Here is a 19,713-nt window from a genome sequence, read left to right as displayed (position 1 = left end):
GTACTAATTCATTTAAATTATCTAGATTTCAAATATTATATAAAAATATAAAAGAAATTAATAAATAACTATTTAAATAACTTAAACTTAAAAATTATTGTTTAAAATTATGTAGAATAAACATACGTTATTTTATTATATCAAATTTATATTAATAATTTTATTTGCTAATAAAACATATTTGTTGCTCACCGAATTCATTTTTATGCAACCAAATATCATTACGACTAAATCGTTTTTAAAATCAAATTTACATTTATTTAAAACATTACTAAATACTATCACGTCTAATCGAATAAAGTGATCTTCTAATAAAAAAGTAATCATATTTTGATTTTTTTTTGTAATTTTTGATTTAAGCATAGTAATCATACCAAGAAAAACAACTTCTTTTTTATCACTTAAATAATTAATATCTTTTAAACGAATACATTTTGGAAATTTTTTTAATGTATCTAAATATTGATCTACAGGATGTCCAGTTAAATATAAACCTAAACAATCTTTTTCCCAATCATATTTTAATCGCTTAGAACAAATAATATCTTCTAAAGAACTATCACTTCTAATTTTTTTTAGATCTCCAACCAAGGATCCAAATAATTCCACTTTTTTTAATTTCTTTGATTGCAAATATTGACGGGCTGATTTAATTATATTATTATAACTATGCATCAATGTTAATCGACTCAATCCAAAACAATCACAACTACCTGATTTAATTAACTTTTCAACTACTCTTTTGGTTAATATTTTTGAACTAATACGAACACATAAATCAAATAGTTCAGAAAATAATCCATAACTATTTCTAACATTAAGAATAGCAGACACAACATTCTTTCCAATTCCTTTGATAGCTCCTAGTCCATAAATAATATTTCTATCATCATCTACCTGGAAATAATAGTTACTTTTATTAACGTTAGGAGCAATAATATTCAATTTCATTCTTTTACATTCACGAATTAATACAACTAATTTTTCAGTGTTATCTATATCAGCGTTCATAGCAGATGACATGAATTCATTAGGATAATATAATTTTAACCACAGAGTTTGATATGATATTAAAGCATAAGCAACAGAATGCGACTTATTAAATGCATATCCAGCAAATTTTTCTAATAAACTAAAAATGTTCATTGCTAATTTAGGGTTAATTCCATTTTTTTTTGCTCCTAATTGAAATATAACTCTTTGATTTTGCATTTCTAATGGATCTTTTTTTTCCATAGCACGCCGCAAAACATCCGCACTACCTAAAGTATAATTAGCCAATACTTGTGCTATTTTCATGACTTGTTCTTGATATAAAATTACTCCGTAAGTCGATTTTAAAATAGGTTTTAACAATATATGTTGCCATTTTCGATCAGGATAAAATATTACTTCTTTTCCATGCTTCCGATTTATAAAATTGTCTACCATTCCTGATTGTAAAGGTCCAGGACGAAATAAAGCTATTAAAGCAATTAAATCCTCAAAACAATCTGGTTTTAAACGAAAAATTAAATCTTTCATTCCATAAGATTCTAACTGAAAAACTCCAATAGTATAAGATGATTGCAAAAAATTAAAGCAATCTTTATCTTTTAAAGAAATAGAATTAATATCAACTTCATTTCCTATACCCTTTAATAAATTAATATTGATTGCTCTAACAGTATTATGAATTATAGTTAATGTTTTTAATCCGAGAAAATCAAATTTTACTAATCCTATCGATTCAACATCTGCTTTATCAAATTGAGTAACAGGATGACAACCATTCTCATCATAGTATAATGGAGCAAAATCAGTAATCTTTCCTGGTGAGATAACTAACCCTCCAGCATGCTTACCGACATTTCTAGTAGTTCCTTCTAGTTTTCTAGAAATATCGATTAACTCTTTTACTTCTTCATTAGAATTATAAAGATTAGATAGTTCAGATTTATTAGATAATGCTTTTTCTAAAGTCATTTTAGGATCTAATGGAATTAATTTAGAAATTTTATTTAAAAATCCATAAGGAAAACCAAGAACACGACCTACATCTCTTATAACTGCTTTAGCTGTTAAAGTTCCAAAAGTAATAATTTGAGATACAGATTCTCGTCCATACGTTTTCGAAACGTGATCAATAACTCTATCTCGATTATCCATACAAAAATCTATGTCTAAATCTGGCATAAAAATACGTTCTGAATTAAGAAATCTTTCAAATATTAAATCAAAATATAATGGATCTAACTCAGTAATGTTTAAGGAATATGAAACTAAAGATCCTGCACCTGAACCTCTTCCTGGACCTACAGGAATTGAATTTTTTTTCGACCAATTTATAAATTCCATAACTATTAAAAAATACCCGGGAAAACCCATCTTGTTAATAATACTTAATTCGGATAATAAACGAGAAATGTATCTATTTTTATTAATATCGCGTTCTTTTTTATTAGGATAAAGATAAGTTAAACGCTTAAATAACCCTTTCTTAGCTCTAAGGACTAAATATTCATTAATATTACTGCTTCCTGTTGAAAACTTTGGTAAAAAATACTTACCAAATCTTAAAATGACATTACAACGTTTTGCAATTTCTACACTATTTACAAGCGATTCAGGAATATCAGAAAACAATTTAAGCATTTGAGATTCACTTTTTAAAAATTGTTGAGACGTATATTTATGATCAATATTTTTATTGGTTATGGTAAGTCCTTGATTAATAAAAACACGAATTTTATGAATGAAAAAATCAACTTTATTTAAAAAACAAACCTCATTGGTAGCTACTAAAGGGATGCCTTCTTTTTGAGAAAGATACTTTATTTCATTAATGTATTCTTCTTCATTTAATTTTCCAGTACGCATTATTTCAAAATAATAAAAATTTTTAAAATATTTATTATAAAAATGCAAATTTTTATAGAGAGATAATTTATTTCTTTTTAATATATTTATTCCAATATCACCGTTGCAACCACCTGACAATATAATTATATCCTTACAATATTCAATTAACCATATTTTTTTTATTATTATTCCAATCTTACTATCATATCCATTCTGATAAGCACGAGAAAGTAATAAAATCAAGTTTTTGTACCCTACATTAGTAGATGCTAACAAAGTAATTCTAGTTAATTCATTTGATGTGTTTTCATTAGAATACATATTAAAATCAACGCCAATAATAGGTTTAACTCCTTGACAAAACGCTTGCTTATAAAATTTAATTACACCATGCAAATTATTATAATCTGTAATAGCTATTGCAGGCATTCCTAATTCTGCTGTTTTCTTAACTAACATATCGGACTTTGCTAATCCATCAACCATAGAAAAATCACTATGTACTCGAAGATGAATAAATTTTGAATTTAACATAAAATTTTCCAAACTAAATATTACAAAAAATAAAGCTTAAAGATTTATATTTTCGAATCATTCATAAAAGACATTTTCGCATTACATGCTATTTTATCATCTACTAATACTGTTCCTTGAAATCGTATTATATTTGAACGGATAGTAATAATATTTATATTAATTATCATTTTGTCACCAGGAAATATCTTTTTTTTAAATTTTGCATAATCAATACTAGAAAAATAGAACAATTTTTTTTTATGTAATGTATTTATACTTTTATATGCTAAAACACATGCAGTTTGGAGCATAGATTCTAAAATTAATACTCCAGGAACTATTGGATAATTTGGAAAATGCCCTTGAAAAAAAAATTCACTAAATTGTACATTTTTTATTGCAATTATATATTTTCTTTTTTCATACTTAATAACTTTATCTATAAATAAAAAAGGATAACGATGGGGTAATAATTTTAAAATATCTTTGAATTCTAATTTACACATCTAATAAATCACAAAATTCGAATACAATATTAAAGCATTATAAACAAATAAAATTACTTTTGTAAAAAGTCTAATTAATAATTTATAAAAAATAATTTTCTATTTAGATTTTAATACATACAAAAATTCTTTAAAAATTGTATATTTTACAATAAATTATTTCATAACTACATTTATAATGTGTATCTTTAATCTAAAACAATAGTAAAATAATTTATATAGTAGTTAATCTATAGAACCAAAACGACGTTTTCTATTTATAAATGAAATAATTGCTTTTTCAAAAATATTTCTATTAAAATCAGGCCAAAATACATTAGTAAAATATAACTCTGAATATGCAATTTGCCAAATACAAAAATTACTTAGACGATGCTCTCCACCAGTACGGATGACTAAATCTATAGGAAAGCAATTGTTCATTGAAACATATTTAGATATCATAGATTCAGTAATATTTGAAATTGACAAATAACAATTTTTTACTCTATAAATAATTTTTTTTATTGTTTCAACAATATCCCATTTACCTCCATAATTTGCTGCAATATTTAATATAAGACCAGTATTATTAATCGTTGACTCTTCCACAATATAAATTTGCCTTCTTAAAACAGAATTAAATTTTGTAATATCTCCGATAACTTTCAAACGAACATTATTCTTATTTAAATTACTAATTTCACTATGTAATCCAAAAAAAAATAATTCCATTAATGCCATTATTTCTAAAAATGGCCTTTTCCAATTTTCACTACTAAATGCATATAAAGTAAGAGTTTTTAGCTTATAAAAAAGAGAAAAAGAAACAGCTCGTCGAACTGCTCTTAATCCTGCCTTATGACCAAAAATTCGTGATTTTCCTTTTTTGTTCGCCCACCGTCCATTACCATCCATTATTATGGCTACATGTTTAGGAAAAATTTTTTTATAACTTTTGTTACAATTTAATAAATTTTTTAATAACATAAACTTTTTTAGTTTACCTTATCTCGAGTTAATGAAATGATTGTTTCTATATTTTATTTAATAAATTTTGACAGAATTTTTTTTGTTTCAATTCGAGTTATTTTATCAATTTCTAATATTTCATCATACACTACAGGATTAGGATAAGATAACGAATTTAAAGCAGATTCGACTACTTTGTGAATATCAGTAAATTTAATGTTCGAATGCAAAAATTCAGAAACAGCTACTTCATTAGCAGCATTCAATACTATTGTAGAAGCATGTCCACTAGAAAATGCATCTAATGCTAACTTTAAACATGGATATTTTTTAAAATTTGGTTTTAAAAAAGATAACTTTTTTATTTTTAAAAGATTAAGATGAGGTAAATCAGACATTGTACGATTCGGCCAAAACATTGCATATAAAATAGAAACTTTAATATCATTAATAGACAAATTTGCAATTATACTACCATCAAAATATCTAATCATAGAATGAATAATAGATTGAGGATGAATAACCAATTCTATTTTAATATCGTCAGCATGAAATAATAGTTTTGCCTCAATATATTCTAATCCCTTGTTCATCATTGTAGCAGAATCAACCGAAATTTTTTTTCCCATATTCCAATTAGGATGTGCACAAGCTTGAATAGGAGTAATATTATCAAATTTGTATAAAGGAAAATTTAAAAAAGGGCCTCCAGAACCTGTTAAGATTATAGATTTAATTCCATGTTTACTTAACTTGACTAATCCCAATCTTTTTTGAATGTAAACAGGTAAACTTTGAAATATAGCACTATGTTCACTATCAATAGGTAATAAAGTTGCATTATGAATTTTTGCTTTTTTTATTAAAAAATTATTACCAATAACAAGAGATTCTTTGTTTGCTAACAATATAGTTTTACTAGATTGAATTGCATATAACGTAGAAATAAAACCTGCAGCACCAACAATAGCAGAAACCACATAATCTACAGATTCTAAGCTAGCTAAAATACAAGCTGCTTTATTTCCTGACAATACTCGAGTTTTAATATTCCTACTTTTAAGTTCAATTTTCAATTCTTTAGCTGCTTTTAAATTTTTTAGAGATGCCCATTCAGGAGTAAAGATTTCACATTGTTGTATCATCTTTTTAACATTTTTGTTTGCAGATAAAGAAACGATCTTAAATAATTTAGGATTTTTGCGAACAATTAATAAAACATTGACTCCAATTGATCCTGTAGAACCTAAAATTGCTAACTTTTTCACAATCGTTTTCCAAAGCTATAAATATAAAAGTAAACTTAAAACATGTTTTAATAAAATAAATATTATATTTTAAGTAAAGCATTTTCTTTATCTTCTAAAATTTTATTAATTTTTTTTATATATTCATTAGTAATTTTCTGAATTTCATTTTGTAAACTTCGTTCTTTATCACGACTAATTAACTTATTTTTTAAAATACATTTAATTTTTTCATTAGCATGTCGACGAACATTTCTAATACAAATTCGACTTTTTTCTGCAATATTTTTTGCTAATTTTACATAATTTTTTCTTCGTTCTTCTGTCAAAATGGGTAATGTTACTTTTATAACATTTCCTATAGAAATAGGATTTAAACCTAATTCAGAATTAATAATAGCTTTTTCAACACTATTTTTAATAGAAACATCAAATAAATTAATTACTAAAGTATGAAAATTTTCTACTACTATATTAGCTAATTTAAAGATCTGCACTTTTTTTCCAAAATAATCTATATATACAGAATCTAGAATTGAAGGAGATGCTTGAACAGTTCGTAATGTACTAAAATGATTAATACACGTTGTTGTACAATCATCCATCTTATTTTTCGTAAACTTCTTAATATTTTCAACCATAAAACTTCCTTATAAACTTTATTTAAAAGTATCTATATTAAACATGTAAATTATAACAAATATATCTTAAATACATTATTTATATGTTAAGAATCAAGATTTAATTAATGTTCCTTCTTTTTCTCCTTTTATAATACGGTATAAAATTCCTGGATCATATATATTAAAAATACAAATAGGTAATTTATAATCACGTGCTAATATAAAAGCAGATAAATCCATTACTTTTAATTCTTTATTTAATACTTCATCATACGTAATTGTCTTATATAACATAGAATTAAAATTTTCATTAGGATCATTTGAATAAACTCCGTTTACCTTAGTCCCTTTTAAAATAATATCAGCCTTTACTTCTATTGCACGTAAACAAGCAGCCGAATCTGTAGTAAAACATGGGTTTCCTAAACCTCCAGAAAATATTACTACACATTTGTTATTTAACAAATTTATAGCTTTCTCATAATTATATACTTCGCATATTGAATCAACCGAAAATGAAGACATTAAATATGCATTAATATTAATCCGATTCATAGCATCATGAAGTATTAATCCGTTAATAATGGTAGATAACATTCCCACGTTATCAGAAACAATGTTATCAACACCATAATTTACTAATTGTTTCCCCCGAAATATATTTCCTCCACCAATGACAATACCTACTTGTATTCCTAAATCTATAATATTTTTTATTTCCTGTACAATACGATTTAGTTCATTGATATCTATTCCAAATTTATTGTTACCTTGCAAAGATTCACCACTTAACTTTATTACTACACGCTTAAATTTAAATGTCTCATTACTTTTCTTTCGCATTTTGCAATCATCACTAAATTAAATTTGAGAAAATTATAAACATAATATTTATATGAAATTATATACTTTATTAAACTAAAAGATATAATAACCGCCACTAGGCGGTTTATTAAAAAAGCATTATATTAGTTTTAATAACTATTAATACATTATTAACATGGTTTATTAGAAATTAATTCTCCCAATTCAAATCGTATAAATGAATTTATTTCAATATTATTTTCTATAATAATATCACCAACAGTTTTTTTAGGATCTAAAATAAAAGTTTGACCAAATAATGTTTTTTCATTAGAAAATTTAATCATCCTTCCTTTAACTATTTTTTCTACAATAGATTCAGGTTTTTTAGATTTCATAGCTAATTCTAATTGTATTTTATATTCTCTTTCTATAACATAATTAGGAATAAGGTCTGACCTCAAATATTCTGGTTTACTAGCAGCTATATGCATAGCAATGTTTTTGATTAGTTTTTTATTATCATATGATGTGGATTGTACCAATACACCAATGCGATTATGATGTAAATAGTTTCCAATATTGTTTCCATTTAATGTTGCTATACGACGAATTACGATATTTTCATTTACTTTTGAAACTAGATCAATTCTTTTTTCTTCAAAAATTTTCTGTAATAATGCATTATTATGTATGCCTGAAGTAATAACATAATTTATTATGTCTCTTCCAAAAGAAATAAAACTATTTTCTTTTGAAACAAAATCAGTTTCACAATTTAATTCTAATATTGCTGCGCACTTACTATTATAATCAATAAATATTGCACCATTAGTAGCAGAAAATAATTGTTTTTTTTCTGCTTTTATTCTTCCTAATTTTCTAAGAAAATCAATAGATTTTTCTATGTCTCCCTGTGTTTTTATTAATGCTTTTTTACAATCAATTACCCCAGCTCCAGTTTTAATACGTAACTTTTTTATTAAAAGTGTTGTAATGTTTTTCATCAAATTCCCTAATAAATTTTCAATATTTTAATTATTAAATACTATTCTCATATACTTGATTACCACGATGACACTCTAAAATAGTTTGGGAAACAGAACTTAAATACAAATTAATTGCTCTTATAGCATCATCATTACCAGGAATGACAAAATCTACTCCATCAGGATTAGAATTAGTATCTACTATAGAAAATACTGGAATTTCTAAGTTATTTGCCTCCCTAATAGCTATTTTTTCATGCTCTGCATCTATAATAAATAACGCATCAGGTAAACCTCCCATGTCTTTAATTCCACCTAAACTATTTTCTAATTTAGACAATGCTCGCATACGCAACAATGCTTCCTTTTTAGTCAATTTATTAAAAGTTCCGTCTTTAGATTGTAATTCTAAATCCTTTAATTTTTTTATAGACTGACGAACTGTTTTCCAATTTGTTAACATACCACCCAACCAACGATGATTAACATAAAATTGTTCACATGATATTGCAGAATTTTTAACTATTGAACTAGCTGCTTTTTTTGTACCAACAAATAGTATTTTTCCTTTTTTTGATACAATTTTTTTTAATTCAGATAAAGCAAGATTAAACATTGGAAGAGTTATTTCTAAATTTATGATATGCACTTTATTTTTTGATCCAAAAATAAAAGATTTCATTTTTGGATTCCAATAACGAGTTTGATGTCCAAAATGCACACCTGCTTTTAACATATCTTTCATTGACACAGTAGACATAAACAACTCCATAAATAATTGAAGAACTTAAAATTTATCTAATTATTAAAATATTTTTTATAATACTCTATATCTGTAAAATATTTTGGCAATAAATTTATAAGATAGCATATATGAATGAAAATATTAAAATAGTTCTAAATATATCAAAAAATTAATTTTCTATCAAAATAATAAAACACACTTGTGTTAAATGATATAATTATCTAATAATATATATTCTTTTAAAAACACTTATAATTACATATATAAAAACTAATATATAAATACTATGAGTACTATTTCTATTAAAAAACAAAATGAAATACAAAAAATGCGAGCAGTAAGCAAACTAGTAGCAGAAGTTTTGGAAATGATTGAACAATATATTGAACCTGATATTTCTACAGGAGAATTAGATTCTATTTGTCATAATTATATAATCAATCAACAACAAGCAAAACCAGCTTGTTTAGGATATCATGGATTTCCTAAATCTATTTGTATTTCTGTTAATAACGTTGTTTGTCATGGTATTCCTAATTACAAAAATAAATTGCAATGTGGAGATATTGTTAATATTGATGTTGCAATTATCAAAAATCAATACTATGGAGATGCATCTAAAATGTTTTTTGTTGGAAACCCAACACCATTAGGAAAGTTGTTATGTGAAGTAACCAGACAAAGTTTATATTTATCATTGTATGAAATAAAACCAGGAATATACCTAAATAAAATTGGTAAAACTATACAAAAATATGTAGAAAAACATAATTTTTCTATTGTAAGAGAATATTGTGGTCATGGGATAGGAACTAAATTTCATGAACCTCCTCAAGTTCTACATCACAACTACTACAATAGTAAAGACATAATATTAAAATCAGGTATGACATTTACAATAGAACCCATGGTAAATTCAGGAAGTTGTAAAGTAAAATGTATGAACGATGGATGGACAGTACAAACTCAAGACAATAGCTTATCCGCACAATATGAACATACTATTTTAGTAAATGAAACAGGATGTGAAGTGTTAACAATACAAAAAGAAGAAACAATACCAAAAATATTTAATAATTGCCTCTAAAAATTATATGAATTTTGAAAATTAATAAATATGTCTATATTAAAATCAAACTATTATCTTTTACTAACATAAAATTAAATTATAATTTAATATGAAAAATTTAAAAAAAATAATTGAAAGTACTTTCGAAAATAAAAATAACATAAATTTCAAAAATGTTGATATTTCTATTACCAATGCGATTAATCAAGTACTATCAATGCTAAATCAAGGTATATTAAAAATTTCAGAAAAAATAGAAGAAAATTGGTTTACTCATCAATGGATAAAAAAAGCTATTCTGCTTTATTTTTGTATAAACAAAAACCATCTTATTATCAATAATAACATACAGTATTACGACAAAATAAAATTAAAATATTCACAATATCAAGAAAAACACTTCGTTCGAGACGAAATAAGAATAGTGCCTCCAGCATCAATTCGATATGGTTCTTTTATTGGGAAAAATACCGTTATAATGCCTTCTTTTGTAAACATAGGAGCATACATTGATTCAGGAACGATGATAGATACTTGGGCAACAGTTGGATCTTGTGCTCAAATAGGAAAGAACGTTCATTTGTCTGGAGGAGTAGGAATAGGAGGTGTATTAGAACCATTGCAAAATAATCCAACAATAATAGAAGACAATTGTTTTATTGGAGCTAGATCCGAAATTGTAGAAGGAGTAATTGTTGAACGTGGGTCAGTTATTTCTATGGGAGTATATATTGGACAAAGTACAAAAATATATGATAGAAATAAAAAAACTATTTCTTATGGAAAAATTCCAAAAGGATCTGTAGTCGTTCCAGGTAGCTTACCATCTAAAAATGGAGATTATAATCTTTACTGTGCTATTATTGTTAAAAATGTTGATGAAAAAACACTAAAAAAAATAAAACTTAATCAAATTCTGAGGGATATTGATTAATTTATACAAAATTATCTATTTATTTCAATTTAAAAATTTATAAAAATCAATAGATATCAAACCTACCTAAAAATAAAACATGTTTATTATTTTATAGGTAGGTTAAAATTACTATTCTTGCATTACTAAATATATAATTTCATTTCCACGCTTAATATGAAAAACTAATGTTGTTGGCTTTGAACGAAGTAATTTTCGAAAAACATCTAAAGATGGTACAGAATGTTTATTAACACCAATAATAACATCTTCTTTTCTTAATCCAATATGAAAGGCTGCTGAATTTTTCTTAACATTTTCAACATAAATTCCTTTTGTCTCTCCATTTACATGGTAATTACTAAATTCAGCTCCTGCAATTTCTGAATACAAATTAACAGAATTAACTTTATTTGTTACATGCAATTTTAACTCTACTATTACAGATCTAAAACTTTTATTTCTTAATACACCCAGTTCCATTTTAGTATTAGCTGGTAAAGAAGCAATTTCAGCACGTAATTCCAAAAAACTAAAAATTGGTTTTTTATTTAAAGATACAATTACATCACCTGGCTGTATTCCTGCAATATCGGCAGACGATTTCGATAAAACTCGACTAATAAACGCTCCTTTATTTACACTAAGTTTCATAACCTTAGCTAAATCGGAATTTAACTCTGTACCCATAATACCTAATTCATTGCGATGAACTTGACCATAAGTTATCATTTGATTAATTAAACTTTTAACTATATTAGCTGGAATCGCGAATCCTATTCCAATGTTTCCACCTTCTGGAGCTAAAATTGCAGTATTAATTCCAATTAATTCTCCTTTTAAATTAACTAATGCGCCCCCAGAGTTACCTTTATTAATAGCTGCATCAGTCTGAATAAAATTTTCATAATTTTCAATATTTAATCCGTTACGATTTAATGCAGAAACAATTCCTGAAGTAACAGTTTCACCTAATCCAAAAGGATTACCAATTGCAATAACATAATCTCCTACCCTTAACGAATTAGAATCAGAAAATTTTATTTCTTGCAAATGTTCACTTTCATCTAGTTGAATTAAAGCTATATCAAAATGAGGGTCTCTACCAACTATTTTAGCATTATACTGACTTCCATTACTTAACTGAACTTGAATTTTACTAGCATGATCAATAACATGATTATTAGTTACTACATATCCTTTTTTCGAATCAATAATTACTCCTGATCCTAATGCACGAAATTTTTCCTGGCATATCGGAAATGCTTTTAATGATAATTCTTTTTTACAAAATAAAGAAAGGTTTCCAAAAAACGATTGGAACCCATGAGGAGTATAAGAATTCCGAACAACAGTGCTACCTTCAATATTTATACTTACTACAGAAGGCATAACTTTTTCTAACATTGGAGCTAAACTTGGATTTATAGATTCTAAACGTATAGAATTATTTAAAGACGGGGACGAATTCCAAGAAAAACCTACATTTAAAAATAAAACAGTTAATAAAGAAAACATTTGTACTGCTAATTTTATAATTTTCATTTTTTTCTCATATTTAAATTAAAATTGAATCTACAGTACAATTTTAATGAAAACCATATTTACTATTATAATTCAATACGACAACACAATATGTCGCAATAAATATATATAGAGCATAAAAATAAATAAAGTTATATATGTTAGTATACAATATAGAAACTAACATTTTATGAAATACAATAACAAATTAAACAATGTTAATTAAAACTTTTACTTATCAATTTTGTTTTGTGTTTTAAAAGTTATCATACGTACCATACATATTAATATAAAATTTATTATAAAACATGCGAAAACAGTGAAAATATTATTTAAGAATACATTTTTTTTTTACTTATATTATTACACATAAATATATATACAACAGAACACTATAAAATGGTTTATTTATCTGGAAAAACTATGGGAACAATATGGAAGATAAATTTTCTTACCAAGAACATAGATAAAAAAATATTAATAAAAGAAATTAAAACGCAACTTGATAATGATAACCAAGAACTATCTTTTTGGGAACAAAACTCTAGTATTTCAAAATTTAATAATTATCAAAGTACTATTCCTAAACATATTAGTAAAAACTTAGCAAAAGTTATTCAAACAGCTTTATTAATAGGAAAAAAAACATCTAATGCTTTAGATATTACTATAGGAACATTAGTAAATATATGGGGTTTTGGGCCAAAAAAACTCCCAAATTTTACTCCAAAGCCACCAATAATCAAACACGCTCTTGCATTAACAGGATTAAAACATATAACACTTAGTAAAAAAAATGAAAAGTATTATCTCAAAAAAAATATAAAAAACGTAGTATTAGATTTATCAACCTTAGGAGAAGGCTTTATTGCAGATCATTTAGGAAAACTATTACAAAAAAAAGGAATAAAAGATTATACTATTTCAGTCGGAGGTGCGATCGTTACTCATACTAAAAATAACTTATCTAACCCTAAAATAATTGCCATTCAAAAACCAATTGACTCAGAATTTAAAATCCATATGATTGTAAAGTTATACAATGATGCTATTAGTACATCAGGAACATATAGAAATTATTACTATTTAGAAGGAAAAAAAATTGTACATTTACTTAATCCTATTACAGGACAACCTTCTGATACAAATTTAGTTTCAGTTAGTGTAATTGCAAAATCAGCATTAGAATCAGATGCATGGGACACAGGTTTAATGATATTAGGTTTTGAACAAGCTAAAAAACTTGCTATCAAAGAAAAATTAGCCGTGTGTTTAATAAAAAAATATAAATCTACTTTATTTACATGGGTTTCACCTAAATTTCGTTCATCTTTAACAAAAATTATATAAAATACTTAAAAAATACATTGTTAAAAAATATTTCTAAATATAAAACTAAAACATATCGATTTACATTTAAAAACAAACATTTTATCATAAATCAATAAATTAAAATTTAACATCATAAATTCATATTACATTTATAGTGGAAAATAAAAGTGAACTTATCTTTTAAATAAAAATTTTGAAATATATACAACTTATATGCATAAAATATATCTGAAATAAATATGAAAGCAGTAATTGGAGAAAAAATGGAAATGTTATCAGGATCTGAAATGGTTATTCAATCACTGATCGACCAAGGTATTAAACATATCTTTGGATATCCCGGAGGGGCAGTACTAGATATATATGATTCTTTAAAATCTACTAATAAAATTAAACATATTCTAGTACGACATGAACAAGGAGCAACTCATATGGCTGATGGATATGCGCGAGCTACTGGAAAAGTTGGAGTAGTTCTAGTTACTTCCGGTCCTGGTGCAACTAACGCTATTACAGGCATTGCCACAGCATATATGGATTCTATTCCTATAGTAATAATATCAGGACAAGTAGCATCTTATCTAATAGGTTATGATGCATTTCAAGAATGTGACATGATAGGAATTTCACGACCAATAGTTAAGCATAGTTTTTTAGTAAAAAAAACAGAAGATATTCCTATTACCTTTAAAAAAGCATTTTGGTTAGCATCGAGTGGTCGTCCTGGTCCAATTGTTATCGATCTTCCAAAAGATATTCTCAATCCACTTAACAAAAAACCATATGTATGGCCTACCGAAGTAAGTATACGATCTTATAATCCAATAATTAAAGGAAATCTTAAACAAATAAAAAAAGCTATTGATACTTTAAAATTAGCAAAACAACCTATTATTTATGCAGGAGGAGGAGTTATTAGTTCAAATAGTTATAATGAACTAAAAATATTTGCCGAAAAATTAAATATTCCAGTTACTACTTCATTAATGGCTCTAGGAGCATTTCCTGGAAATCATCCTCAAAACCTTCAAATGTTAGGAATGCATGGTACTTATGAAGCTAATATGGCTATGCATAATTCAGATACAATTTTAGCAATTGGAGTAAGATTTGATGATAGAACTACTAATAACGTTGACAAATATTGTCCAAATGCCATAATTATACATATCGACATTGATCCTACATCTATATCAAAAACTATTACTGCACATATTCCAATTATAGGAAATGCAAAATATATCTTAAAACAAATGCTACAATTTATAGACGATAATATGTTTGTAAAAGAATTTTATTGTTTAAAAAAATGGTGGATAAAGATTAATAATTGGAAAAATGTCAAAAGCTTACGATTCAATAAAAATGATCTAAATATTAAACCACAAAGTGTTATCAAAACTATTTGGAAATTAACTCAAGGAAAAGCTTATATTACATCAGATGTAGGACAACATCAAATGTTTGCAGCGTTATATTACCCTTTTTGTAAACCTAGAAGATGGATTAACTCAGGTGGTTTAGGAACCATGGGTTTTGGATTACCAGCAGCATTAGGAGTTAAATTAGCGCTTCCAAAAGAAACTGTTATTTGTATTACTGGTGATGGCAGTATTCAAATGAACATTCAAGAGTTATCTACAGCTATGCAATATAAATTACCAATATTAATATTAAATTTAAATAATAGATCTTTAGGAATGGTAAAACAATGGCAAGATATAATTTATTCAGGTCGACATTCTCATTCTTATATGAAATCACTTCCAAATTTTGTTAAATTAGCTGAATCATATGGTCATATAGGAATTTCGATTAGTAATCCTAAGGATCTAGAAACAAAATTAAAATTTTCTTTAGAACAATTAAATAAAGGACATTTAGTTTTTATTGACATAACTATTGATGCTTCTGAACACGTATATCCTATGCAAATTCGTGATGGTGGAATGAATAGTATGCTATTAAGAAAAAATGACAAATATTCTGTATGAAAAGAATTATATCTATTTTGTTAGAAAATGAATCTGGATCATTATCAAGAGTAATAGGCTTATTCTCACAAAGAGGATATAACATAGACAGCATCACAGTAGCACCAACAGAAGATCCATCCTTATCTAAAATGACAATACAAACTAAGGGAGACGAAAAAGTAATTGAACAAATTGAAAAACAGTTGCACAAATTAATAGACGTCTTACAAGTTACCGAAATAGAATACGAAAATTACTTAGAACGAGAAATTATACTAATTAAGATTAAAAGTATTACAAGTAATACCCGAAAAGAACTTAAACAAATTACGGACATTTTTCAAGGAATAATAGTAAACGTAACATCTTTACATTATACCGTACAACTATCTGGAACTAGCAATAAATTAGACTCATATTTAGCAGTTATACGAGATATATCTGAAATTATTGAAATTTCTCGCTCAGGAATTATAAGCATTTCTAGAAATTAATTATTATAATTTGCGTTTAACTAAAATGACTAATAAATTTTTAAACTATAAAACAAAATTTTGAATATAATAAATATATATCTTATAGTTTAAGTTATACTAAAATATTCGTTTTTAAGATATTAAAAAGCATATAATTAAAAAAACAATATTAAGTTAAAATTATGAACTTTATACATTATACTCATATTCCTGTTTTAAAAACAGAAACAATTAAATATTTAAACATAAAAAAAGGCGGAATATATATTGATTGTACATTTGGATGCGGAGGGCATTCAAAAGAAATTTTAAAAAAACTAGATCAAAAAGGTAAACTATATGCTATTGATAAAGATCCATTTTCTATTAATATAGCGCGTACAATACAAGATCGTAGAATGCAAGTTATTCCAGGAAATTTTTCTAATGTTTTAAAAAATTTTCAAAAGATGTCATTAAAGAAAAAAGTTGATGGAATACTCCTAGATTTAGGAGTATCATCTATTCAGATTAAAAATTCTAATAGAGGTTTTTCTTTCTTACTAAATGGACCACTGGACATGCGTATGAACCCAAACGAGGGAATTACAGCATCAGAATGGCTTAAAAAATCCAACGTAAAATCTATTTCAAAAGTATTATATGAATTTGGAGAAGAACGCTTCGCAAAAAAGATAGCTAAAAGCATTGTTTATCAAAATAAAATTAAACCTATTACTAATACAAATGAATTAGTTAATATTATAAAACATATCGTTCCAAAACGTAATAAAAATCCTGCTACAAAAACCTTTCAAGCTATTAGGATACATATTAATGAAGAACTTATTGAACTTAAAAAAGCTTTAAAATATGCACTAAAAATATTAGCTCCCGGAGGTCGTTTAGCAATTATTAGCTTTCATTCACTTGAAGATCGAATAGTTAAAAACTTTCTAATTAAAAATAGTAAATATCCATTTATTCCAACTGGAATAGCTATAAATGAAGTACAAATATGTAATTTAAAAAAAATATCATTAAAAATTATTAATAAAATTATACCAACAGAAACCGAAGTTAAAAATAATCCAAAATCACGTAGTGCAATTTTGAGGATTTCTGAAAAGCGATGAACCAATGAAAAATGATACTTATACTTTATCTAAAATAATTTTAAATGATTTAATGACAATTCATAAAAAAGTGTTAATTTTACTACTAATGATTACAATTTCTGCAATATCAATAGTTACTATAATTCATAAAACAAGATTATTAATTTCACAAGAAGAACAATTAAATACGGTTGAAAAAAGGATAAAAACAGAATGGAATAATTTAATATTAGAAAAAATTTTATTAACTTCTCATAGCAGGATTGAAAAATATGCTATAGAAAAATTGAATATGACGTTTCTTGATCCATCTCAAGAGAATATTATTTTACAATAGCCCTCTACCTATATATTAGGAAGTTTTCACGCTTATGAAGTACATCATTTATAACAAAAAATTTACGCACTTTCGACAAAAAAATTATAAATTTAATAATCGACTTATCATTTTATTTAGTATAATTATTTTTTCTATTGCTATAACCTTATTTAAAATAACTATATTACAATTATTTAAAGCTAAGCAACTAACACAAGAAGGTGACACACGATCATTTAGAACACAATTAGAACCAAATTCAAGAGGAATAATTAGAGATAGATCAGGAAATTTATTAGCATTAAGTATACCTGCAAACACTATTTGTATTGATCCAAAACTATTTTTTCTAAAAAAAAAATAATTATAAATAAAAAGTGGGAAGCATTATCACAAGTATTGTCTATTCCTTTAAAAAAAATTATATACAAAATTAATCATTTTAAAAATAGTAGGTTTACATACTTAGCTCGAAAAGTAAGTCCAGAAATTGGAGAATACATAAAAACACTACATTTACCAGGAATATATATCATTGAAGACTTTCAAAGATATTATCCATCCGGTAAATTAATTTCGCAATTAATTGGATTAACCGATATAGATGGAATAGGAATTGAAGGAGTAGAAAAAAGTTTTAATACAATTCTTACAGGCACTCCAGGTAAGAGAAAAATAAGAACAGACAAATTTGGAAATGTTGTTGAAAATATTTCATTAATTAAAAAAAGTATACCACACGATATAAATTTAAGTATAGATATAAAACTACAAACGATAATATATCGAGAATTAAGTCATGCTGTTAACTTCAATAAAGCCCAATCTGGAACAGCTATTTTAACTAATATTAAAACTGGAGAAATCCTAGCTATGGTTAACAGTCCTACTTATAATCCAAATAACCTAAAAAAAGTATCTATGGAATTAATTCGTAATAAAGCTATTACTGATATATTTGAGCCTGGATCTACAGTTAAACCTATGGTAATTATGAAAGCTTTGCAAAAAAAAATAATAACTCCACAATCTATAGTCGATACCACTCCATTTACAATAAATAAACATACAATACACGATGTGTCATACCATGAAAAATTATCTATTACTGATATTTTAAAAAAGTCAAGTAATACAGGTGTATCAAAATTAGCACTATCAATGCCAGCATCTGCCTTAACCGATATTTATTCTAGATTCGGTTTAGGAAAATCTACTAATGTAGGATTAATAGGAGAAAAAAGTGGAAAATATCCAAAAAAAAAATATTGGACTAATCTAGATAAAGCAACATTTTCTTTTGGATATGGATTAATGGTTACCCCACTACAACTAGCTAATGTTTATACAATTATTGGTAGATATGGATTATACAAACCACTGTCTATAATTAAAATCAACAAAAAAATTAATGGAACACAAATATTCTCTAAACCTTTAGTAAAAATTGTTTTGAATATGCTTGAATCAGTTACTGAACCAGGAGGTGTAGGAGTAAAAGCAGCAATTAAAGGATACAAAGTAGCAGTGAAAACAGGAACTGCAAAAAAAACTGATTTAAATGGAAAATATATCAATCGATACGTTGCTTATGCTGTAGGAATTGCTCCTATTAGTAACCCACAATTTGCCTTAGTTGTCATGATTAATGACCCGAGAGCAGGAAATTATTACGGAGGAACAATATCTGCTCCAGTATTTAGTTCAATTATGGGTTTTGTATTGAGAACAATTAATGTAAAACCTGATAATTTACACATTTACTAAAATATAAACTACGGATAA

18 protein-coding genes are annotated in these 19,713 nt (G+C 25.7%); 9 read left to right on the top strand and 9 right to left on the bottom strand.

The genetic code is table 11. The annotated features are described in order from the left end of the window. Positions 1-135: 135 nt before the first annotated feature. The 8 genes from dnaE to rpsB all read right to left on the bottom strand — a co-directional run bounded on the left by dnaE (position 136) and on the right by rpsB (position 9,237). A complete protein-coding gene (gene dnaE / locus UAT33_01115; GenBank protein ID XBC44050.1) occupies positions 136-3,375 on the bottom strand; it encodes a DNA polymerase III subunit alpha in 3,240 nt (1,079 codons plus the stop codon). Between the two features lie 44 nt (positions 3,376-3,419). After that, positions 3,420-3,863, bottom strand: a complete 444-nt coding sequence (gene fabZ / locus UAT33_01110; protein XBC44049.1) for a 3-hydroxyacyl-ACP dehydratase FabZ — start codon at positions 3,861-3,863, stop codon at positions 3,420-3,422. Between the two features lie 225 nt (positions 3,864-4,088). Continuing rightward, the gene (gene uppS / locus UAT33_01105) at positions 4,089-4,832 is read right to left on the bottom strand and encodes a polyprenyl diphosphate synthase (protein XBC44048.1); all 744 of its coding nucleotides are present in this window, start codon (positions 4,830-4,832) and stop codon (positions 4,089-4,091) included. Positions 4,833-4,885: 53 nt separating this feature from the next. Further along, entirely contained in the window at positions 4,886-6,082 is a 1,197-nt protein-coding gene (gene ispC, locus UAT33_01100; GenBank protein ID XBC44047.1) for a 1-deoxy-D-xylulose-5-phosphate reductoisomerase, read from the bottom strand. A 62-nt stretch (positions 6,083-6,144) separates the two neighbouring features. Further along, entirely contained in the window at positions 6,145-6,702 is a 558-nt protein-coding gene (gene frr, locus UAT33_01095) for a ribosome recycling factor (protein ID XBC44046.1), read from the bottom strand. A gap of 93 nt (positions 6,703-6,795) precedes the next feature. Then, positions 6,796-7,527, bottom strand: coding sequence for a UMP kinase (pyrH, locus tag UAT33_01090; protein XBC44045.1), 732 nt, complete (start codon positions 7,525-7,527; stop codon positions 6,796-6,798). A 152-nt stretch (positions 7,528-7,679) separates the two neighbouring features. Continuing rightward, a complete protein-coding gene (tsf, locus tag UAT33_01085; protein XBC44044.1) occupies positions 7,680-8,495 on the bottom strand; it encodes a translation elongation factor Ts in 816 nt (271 codons plus the stop codon). A gap of 34 nt (positions 8,496-8,529) precedes the next feature. After that, positions 8,530-9,237 (bottom strand): 30S ribosomal protein S2, encoded by a 708-nt coding sequence (gene rpsB, locus UAT33_01080; GenBank protein XBC44043.1) that lies wholly within the window; start codon positions 9,235-9,237, stop codon positions 8,530-8,532. Between the two features lie 271 nt (positions 9,238-9,508). Between rpsB and map the strand changes: the two genes are divergently transcribed. Next, entirely contained in the window at positions 9,509-10,309 is an 801-nt protein-coding gene (gene map, locus UAT33_01075; GenBank protein ID XBC44042.1) for a type I methionyl aminopeptidase, read from the top strand. A 91-nt stretch (positions 10,310-10,400) separates the two neighbouring features. Next, complete coding sequence (gene dapD / locus UAT33_01070) at positions 10,401-11,225, top strand: 2,3,4,5-tetrahydropyridine-2,6-dicarboxylate N-succinyltransferase (GenBank protein XBC44041.1); 825 nt, start codon at positions 10,401-10,403, stop codon at positions 11,223-11,225. Between the two features lie 111 nt (positions 11,226-11,336). Here the strand turns inward: dapD and UAT33_01065 are convergent, their stop codons facing one another. Further along, entirely contained in the window at positions 11,337-12,722 is a 1,386-nt protein-coding gene (locus UAT33_01065; GenBank protein XBC44102.1) for a Do family serine endopeptidase, read from the bottom strand. A gap of 405 nt (positions 12,723-13,127) precedes the next feature. On the opposite strand from UAT33_01065, the gene UAT33_01060 reads away from it, so the two are divergent. From UAT33_01060 to UAT33_01030, 7 genes are all read left to right on the top strand, one after another. Continuing rightward, complete coding sequence (locus UAT33_01060) at positions 13,128-14,078, top strand: FAD:protein FMN transferase (protein XBC44040.1); 951 nt, start codon at positions 13,128-13,130, stop codon at positions 14,076-14,078. A 245-nt stretch (positions 14,079-14,323) separates the two neighbouring features. Continuing rightward, positions 14,324-16,054, top strand: a complete 1,731-nt coding sequence (ilvB, locus tag UAT33_01055; protein XBC44101.1) for a biosynthetic-type acetolactate synthase large subunit — start codon at positions 14,324-14,326, stop codon at positions 16,052-16,054. Continuing rightward, positions 16,051-16,530, top strand: a complete 480-nt coding sequence (gene ilvN, locus UAT33_01050; protein ID XBC44039.1) for an acetolactate synthase small subunit — start codon at positions 16,051-16,053, stop codon at positions 16,528-16,530. Before ilvB ends, ilvN begins: the two co-directional genes overlap by 4 nt. Before the next feature lie 164 nt (positions 16,531-16,694). Further along, entirely contained in the window at positions 16,695-17,627 is a 933-nt protein-coding gene (rsmH, locus tag UAT33_01045) for a 16S rRNA (cytosine(1402)-N(4))-methyltransferase RsmH (GenBank protein XBC44038.1), read from the top strand. A 4-nt stretch (positions 17,628-17,631) separates the two neighbouring features. Continuing rightward, complete coding sequence (gene ftsL / locus UAT33_01040) at positions 17,632-17,946, top strand: cell division protein FtsL (GenBank protein ID XBC44037.1); 315 nt, start codon at positions 17,632-17,634, stop codon at positions 17,944-17,946. A 34-nt stretch (positions 17,947-17,980) separates the two neighbouring features. Continuing rightward, entirely contained in the window at positions 17,981-18,292 is a 312-nt protein-coding gene (locus UAT33_01035) for a hypothetical protein (GenBank protein XBC44036.1), read from the top strand. 35 nt (positions 18,293-18,327) lie between these two features. Continuing rightward, positions 18,328-19,695, top strand: coding sequence for a penicillin-binding transpeptidase domain-containing protein (locus UAT33_01030; protein ID XBC44035.1), 1,368 nt, complete (start codon positions 18,328-18,330; stop codon positions 19,693-19,695). The last annotated feature ends 18 nt before the right edge of the window (positions 19,696-19,713 follow it).

It is taken from the genome of Buchnera aphidicola (Floraphis choui), from assembly GCA_039830045.1.
In the GTDB taxonomy this organism is placed as follows: Bacteria; Pseudomonadota; Gammaproteobacteria; order Enterobacterales; family Enterobacteriaceae; genus Buchnera_B; species Buchnera_B aphidicola_AX.
Note: the sequence above shows the minus strand (reverse complement) of the source record. Positions and strands in the feature narration are given on the sequence as shown.

Bases quoted from the DNA above. Each gene is read 5' to 3' on its own strand.
- ilvN (XBC44039.1), top strand. From the start codon at position 16,051: ATGAAAAGAATTATATCTATTTTGTTAGAAAATGAATCTGGATCATTA.
- fabZ (XBC44049.1), bottom strand. From the start codon at position 3,863: ATGTGTAAATTAGAATTCAAAGATATTTTAAAATTATTACCCCATCGT.
- dnaE (XBC44050.1), bottom strand. From the start codon at position 3,375: ATGTTAAATTCAAAATTTATTCATCTTCGAGTACATAGTGATTTTTCT.
- dapD (XBC44041.1), top strand. From the start codon at position 10,401: ATGAAAAATTTAAAAAAAATAATTGAAAGTACTTTCGAAAATAAAAAT.
- UAT33_01060 (XBC44040.1), top strand. From the start codon at position 13,128: ATGGTTTATTTATCTGGAAAAACTATGGGAACAATATGGAAGATAAAT.
- pyrH (XBC44045.1), bottom strand. From the start codon at position 7,527: ATGCGAAAGAAAAGTAATGAGACATTTAAATTTAAGCGTGTAGTAATA.
- ftsL (XBC44037.1), top strand. From the start codon at position 17,632: ATGAAAAATGATACTTATACTTTATCTAAAATAATTTTAAATGATTTA.
- frr (XBC44046.1), bottom strand. From the start codon at position 6,702: ATGGTTGAAAATATTAAGAAGTTTACGAAAAATAAGATGGATGATTGT.
- tsf (XBC44044.1), bottom strand. From the start codon at position 8,495: ATGAAAAACATTACAACACTTTTAATAAAAAAGTTACGTATTAAAACT.
- rsmH (XBC44038.1), top strand. From the start codon at position 16,695: ATGAACTTTATACATTATACTCATATTCCTGTTTTAAAAACAGAAACA.
- rpsB (XBC44043.1), bottom strand. From the start codon at position 9,237: ATGTCTACTGTGTCAATGAAAGATATGTTAAAAGCAGGTGTGCATTTT.
- map (XBC44042.1), top strand. From the start codon at position 9,509: ATGAGTACTATTTCTATTAAAAAACAAAATGAAATACAAAAAATGCGA.
- uppS (XBC44048.1), bottom strand. From the start codon at position 4,832: ATGTTATTAAAAAATTTATTAAATTGTAACAAAAGTTATAAAAAAATT.
- UAT33_01035 (XBC44036.1), top strand. From the start codon at position 17,981: ATGAAGTACATCATTTATAACAAAAAATTTACGCACTTTCGACAAAAA.
- UAT33_01065 (XBC44102.1), bottom strand. From the start codon at position 12,722: ATGTTTTCTTTATTAACTGTTTTATTTTTAAATGTAGGTTTTTCTTGG.
- ilvB (XBC44101.1), top strand. From the start codon at position 14,324: ATGGAAATGTTATCAGGATCTGAAATGGTTATTCAATCACTGATCGAC.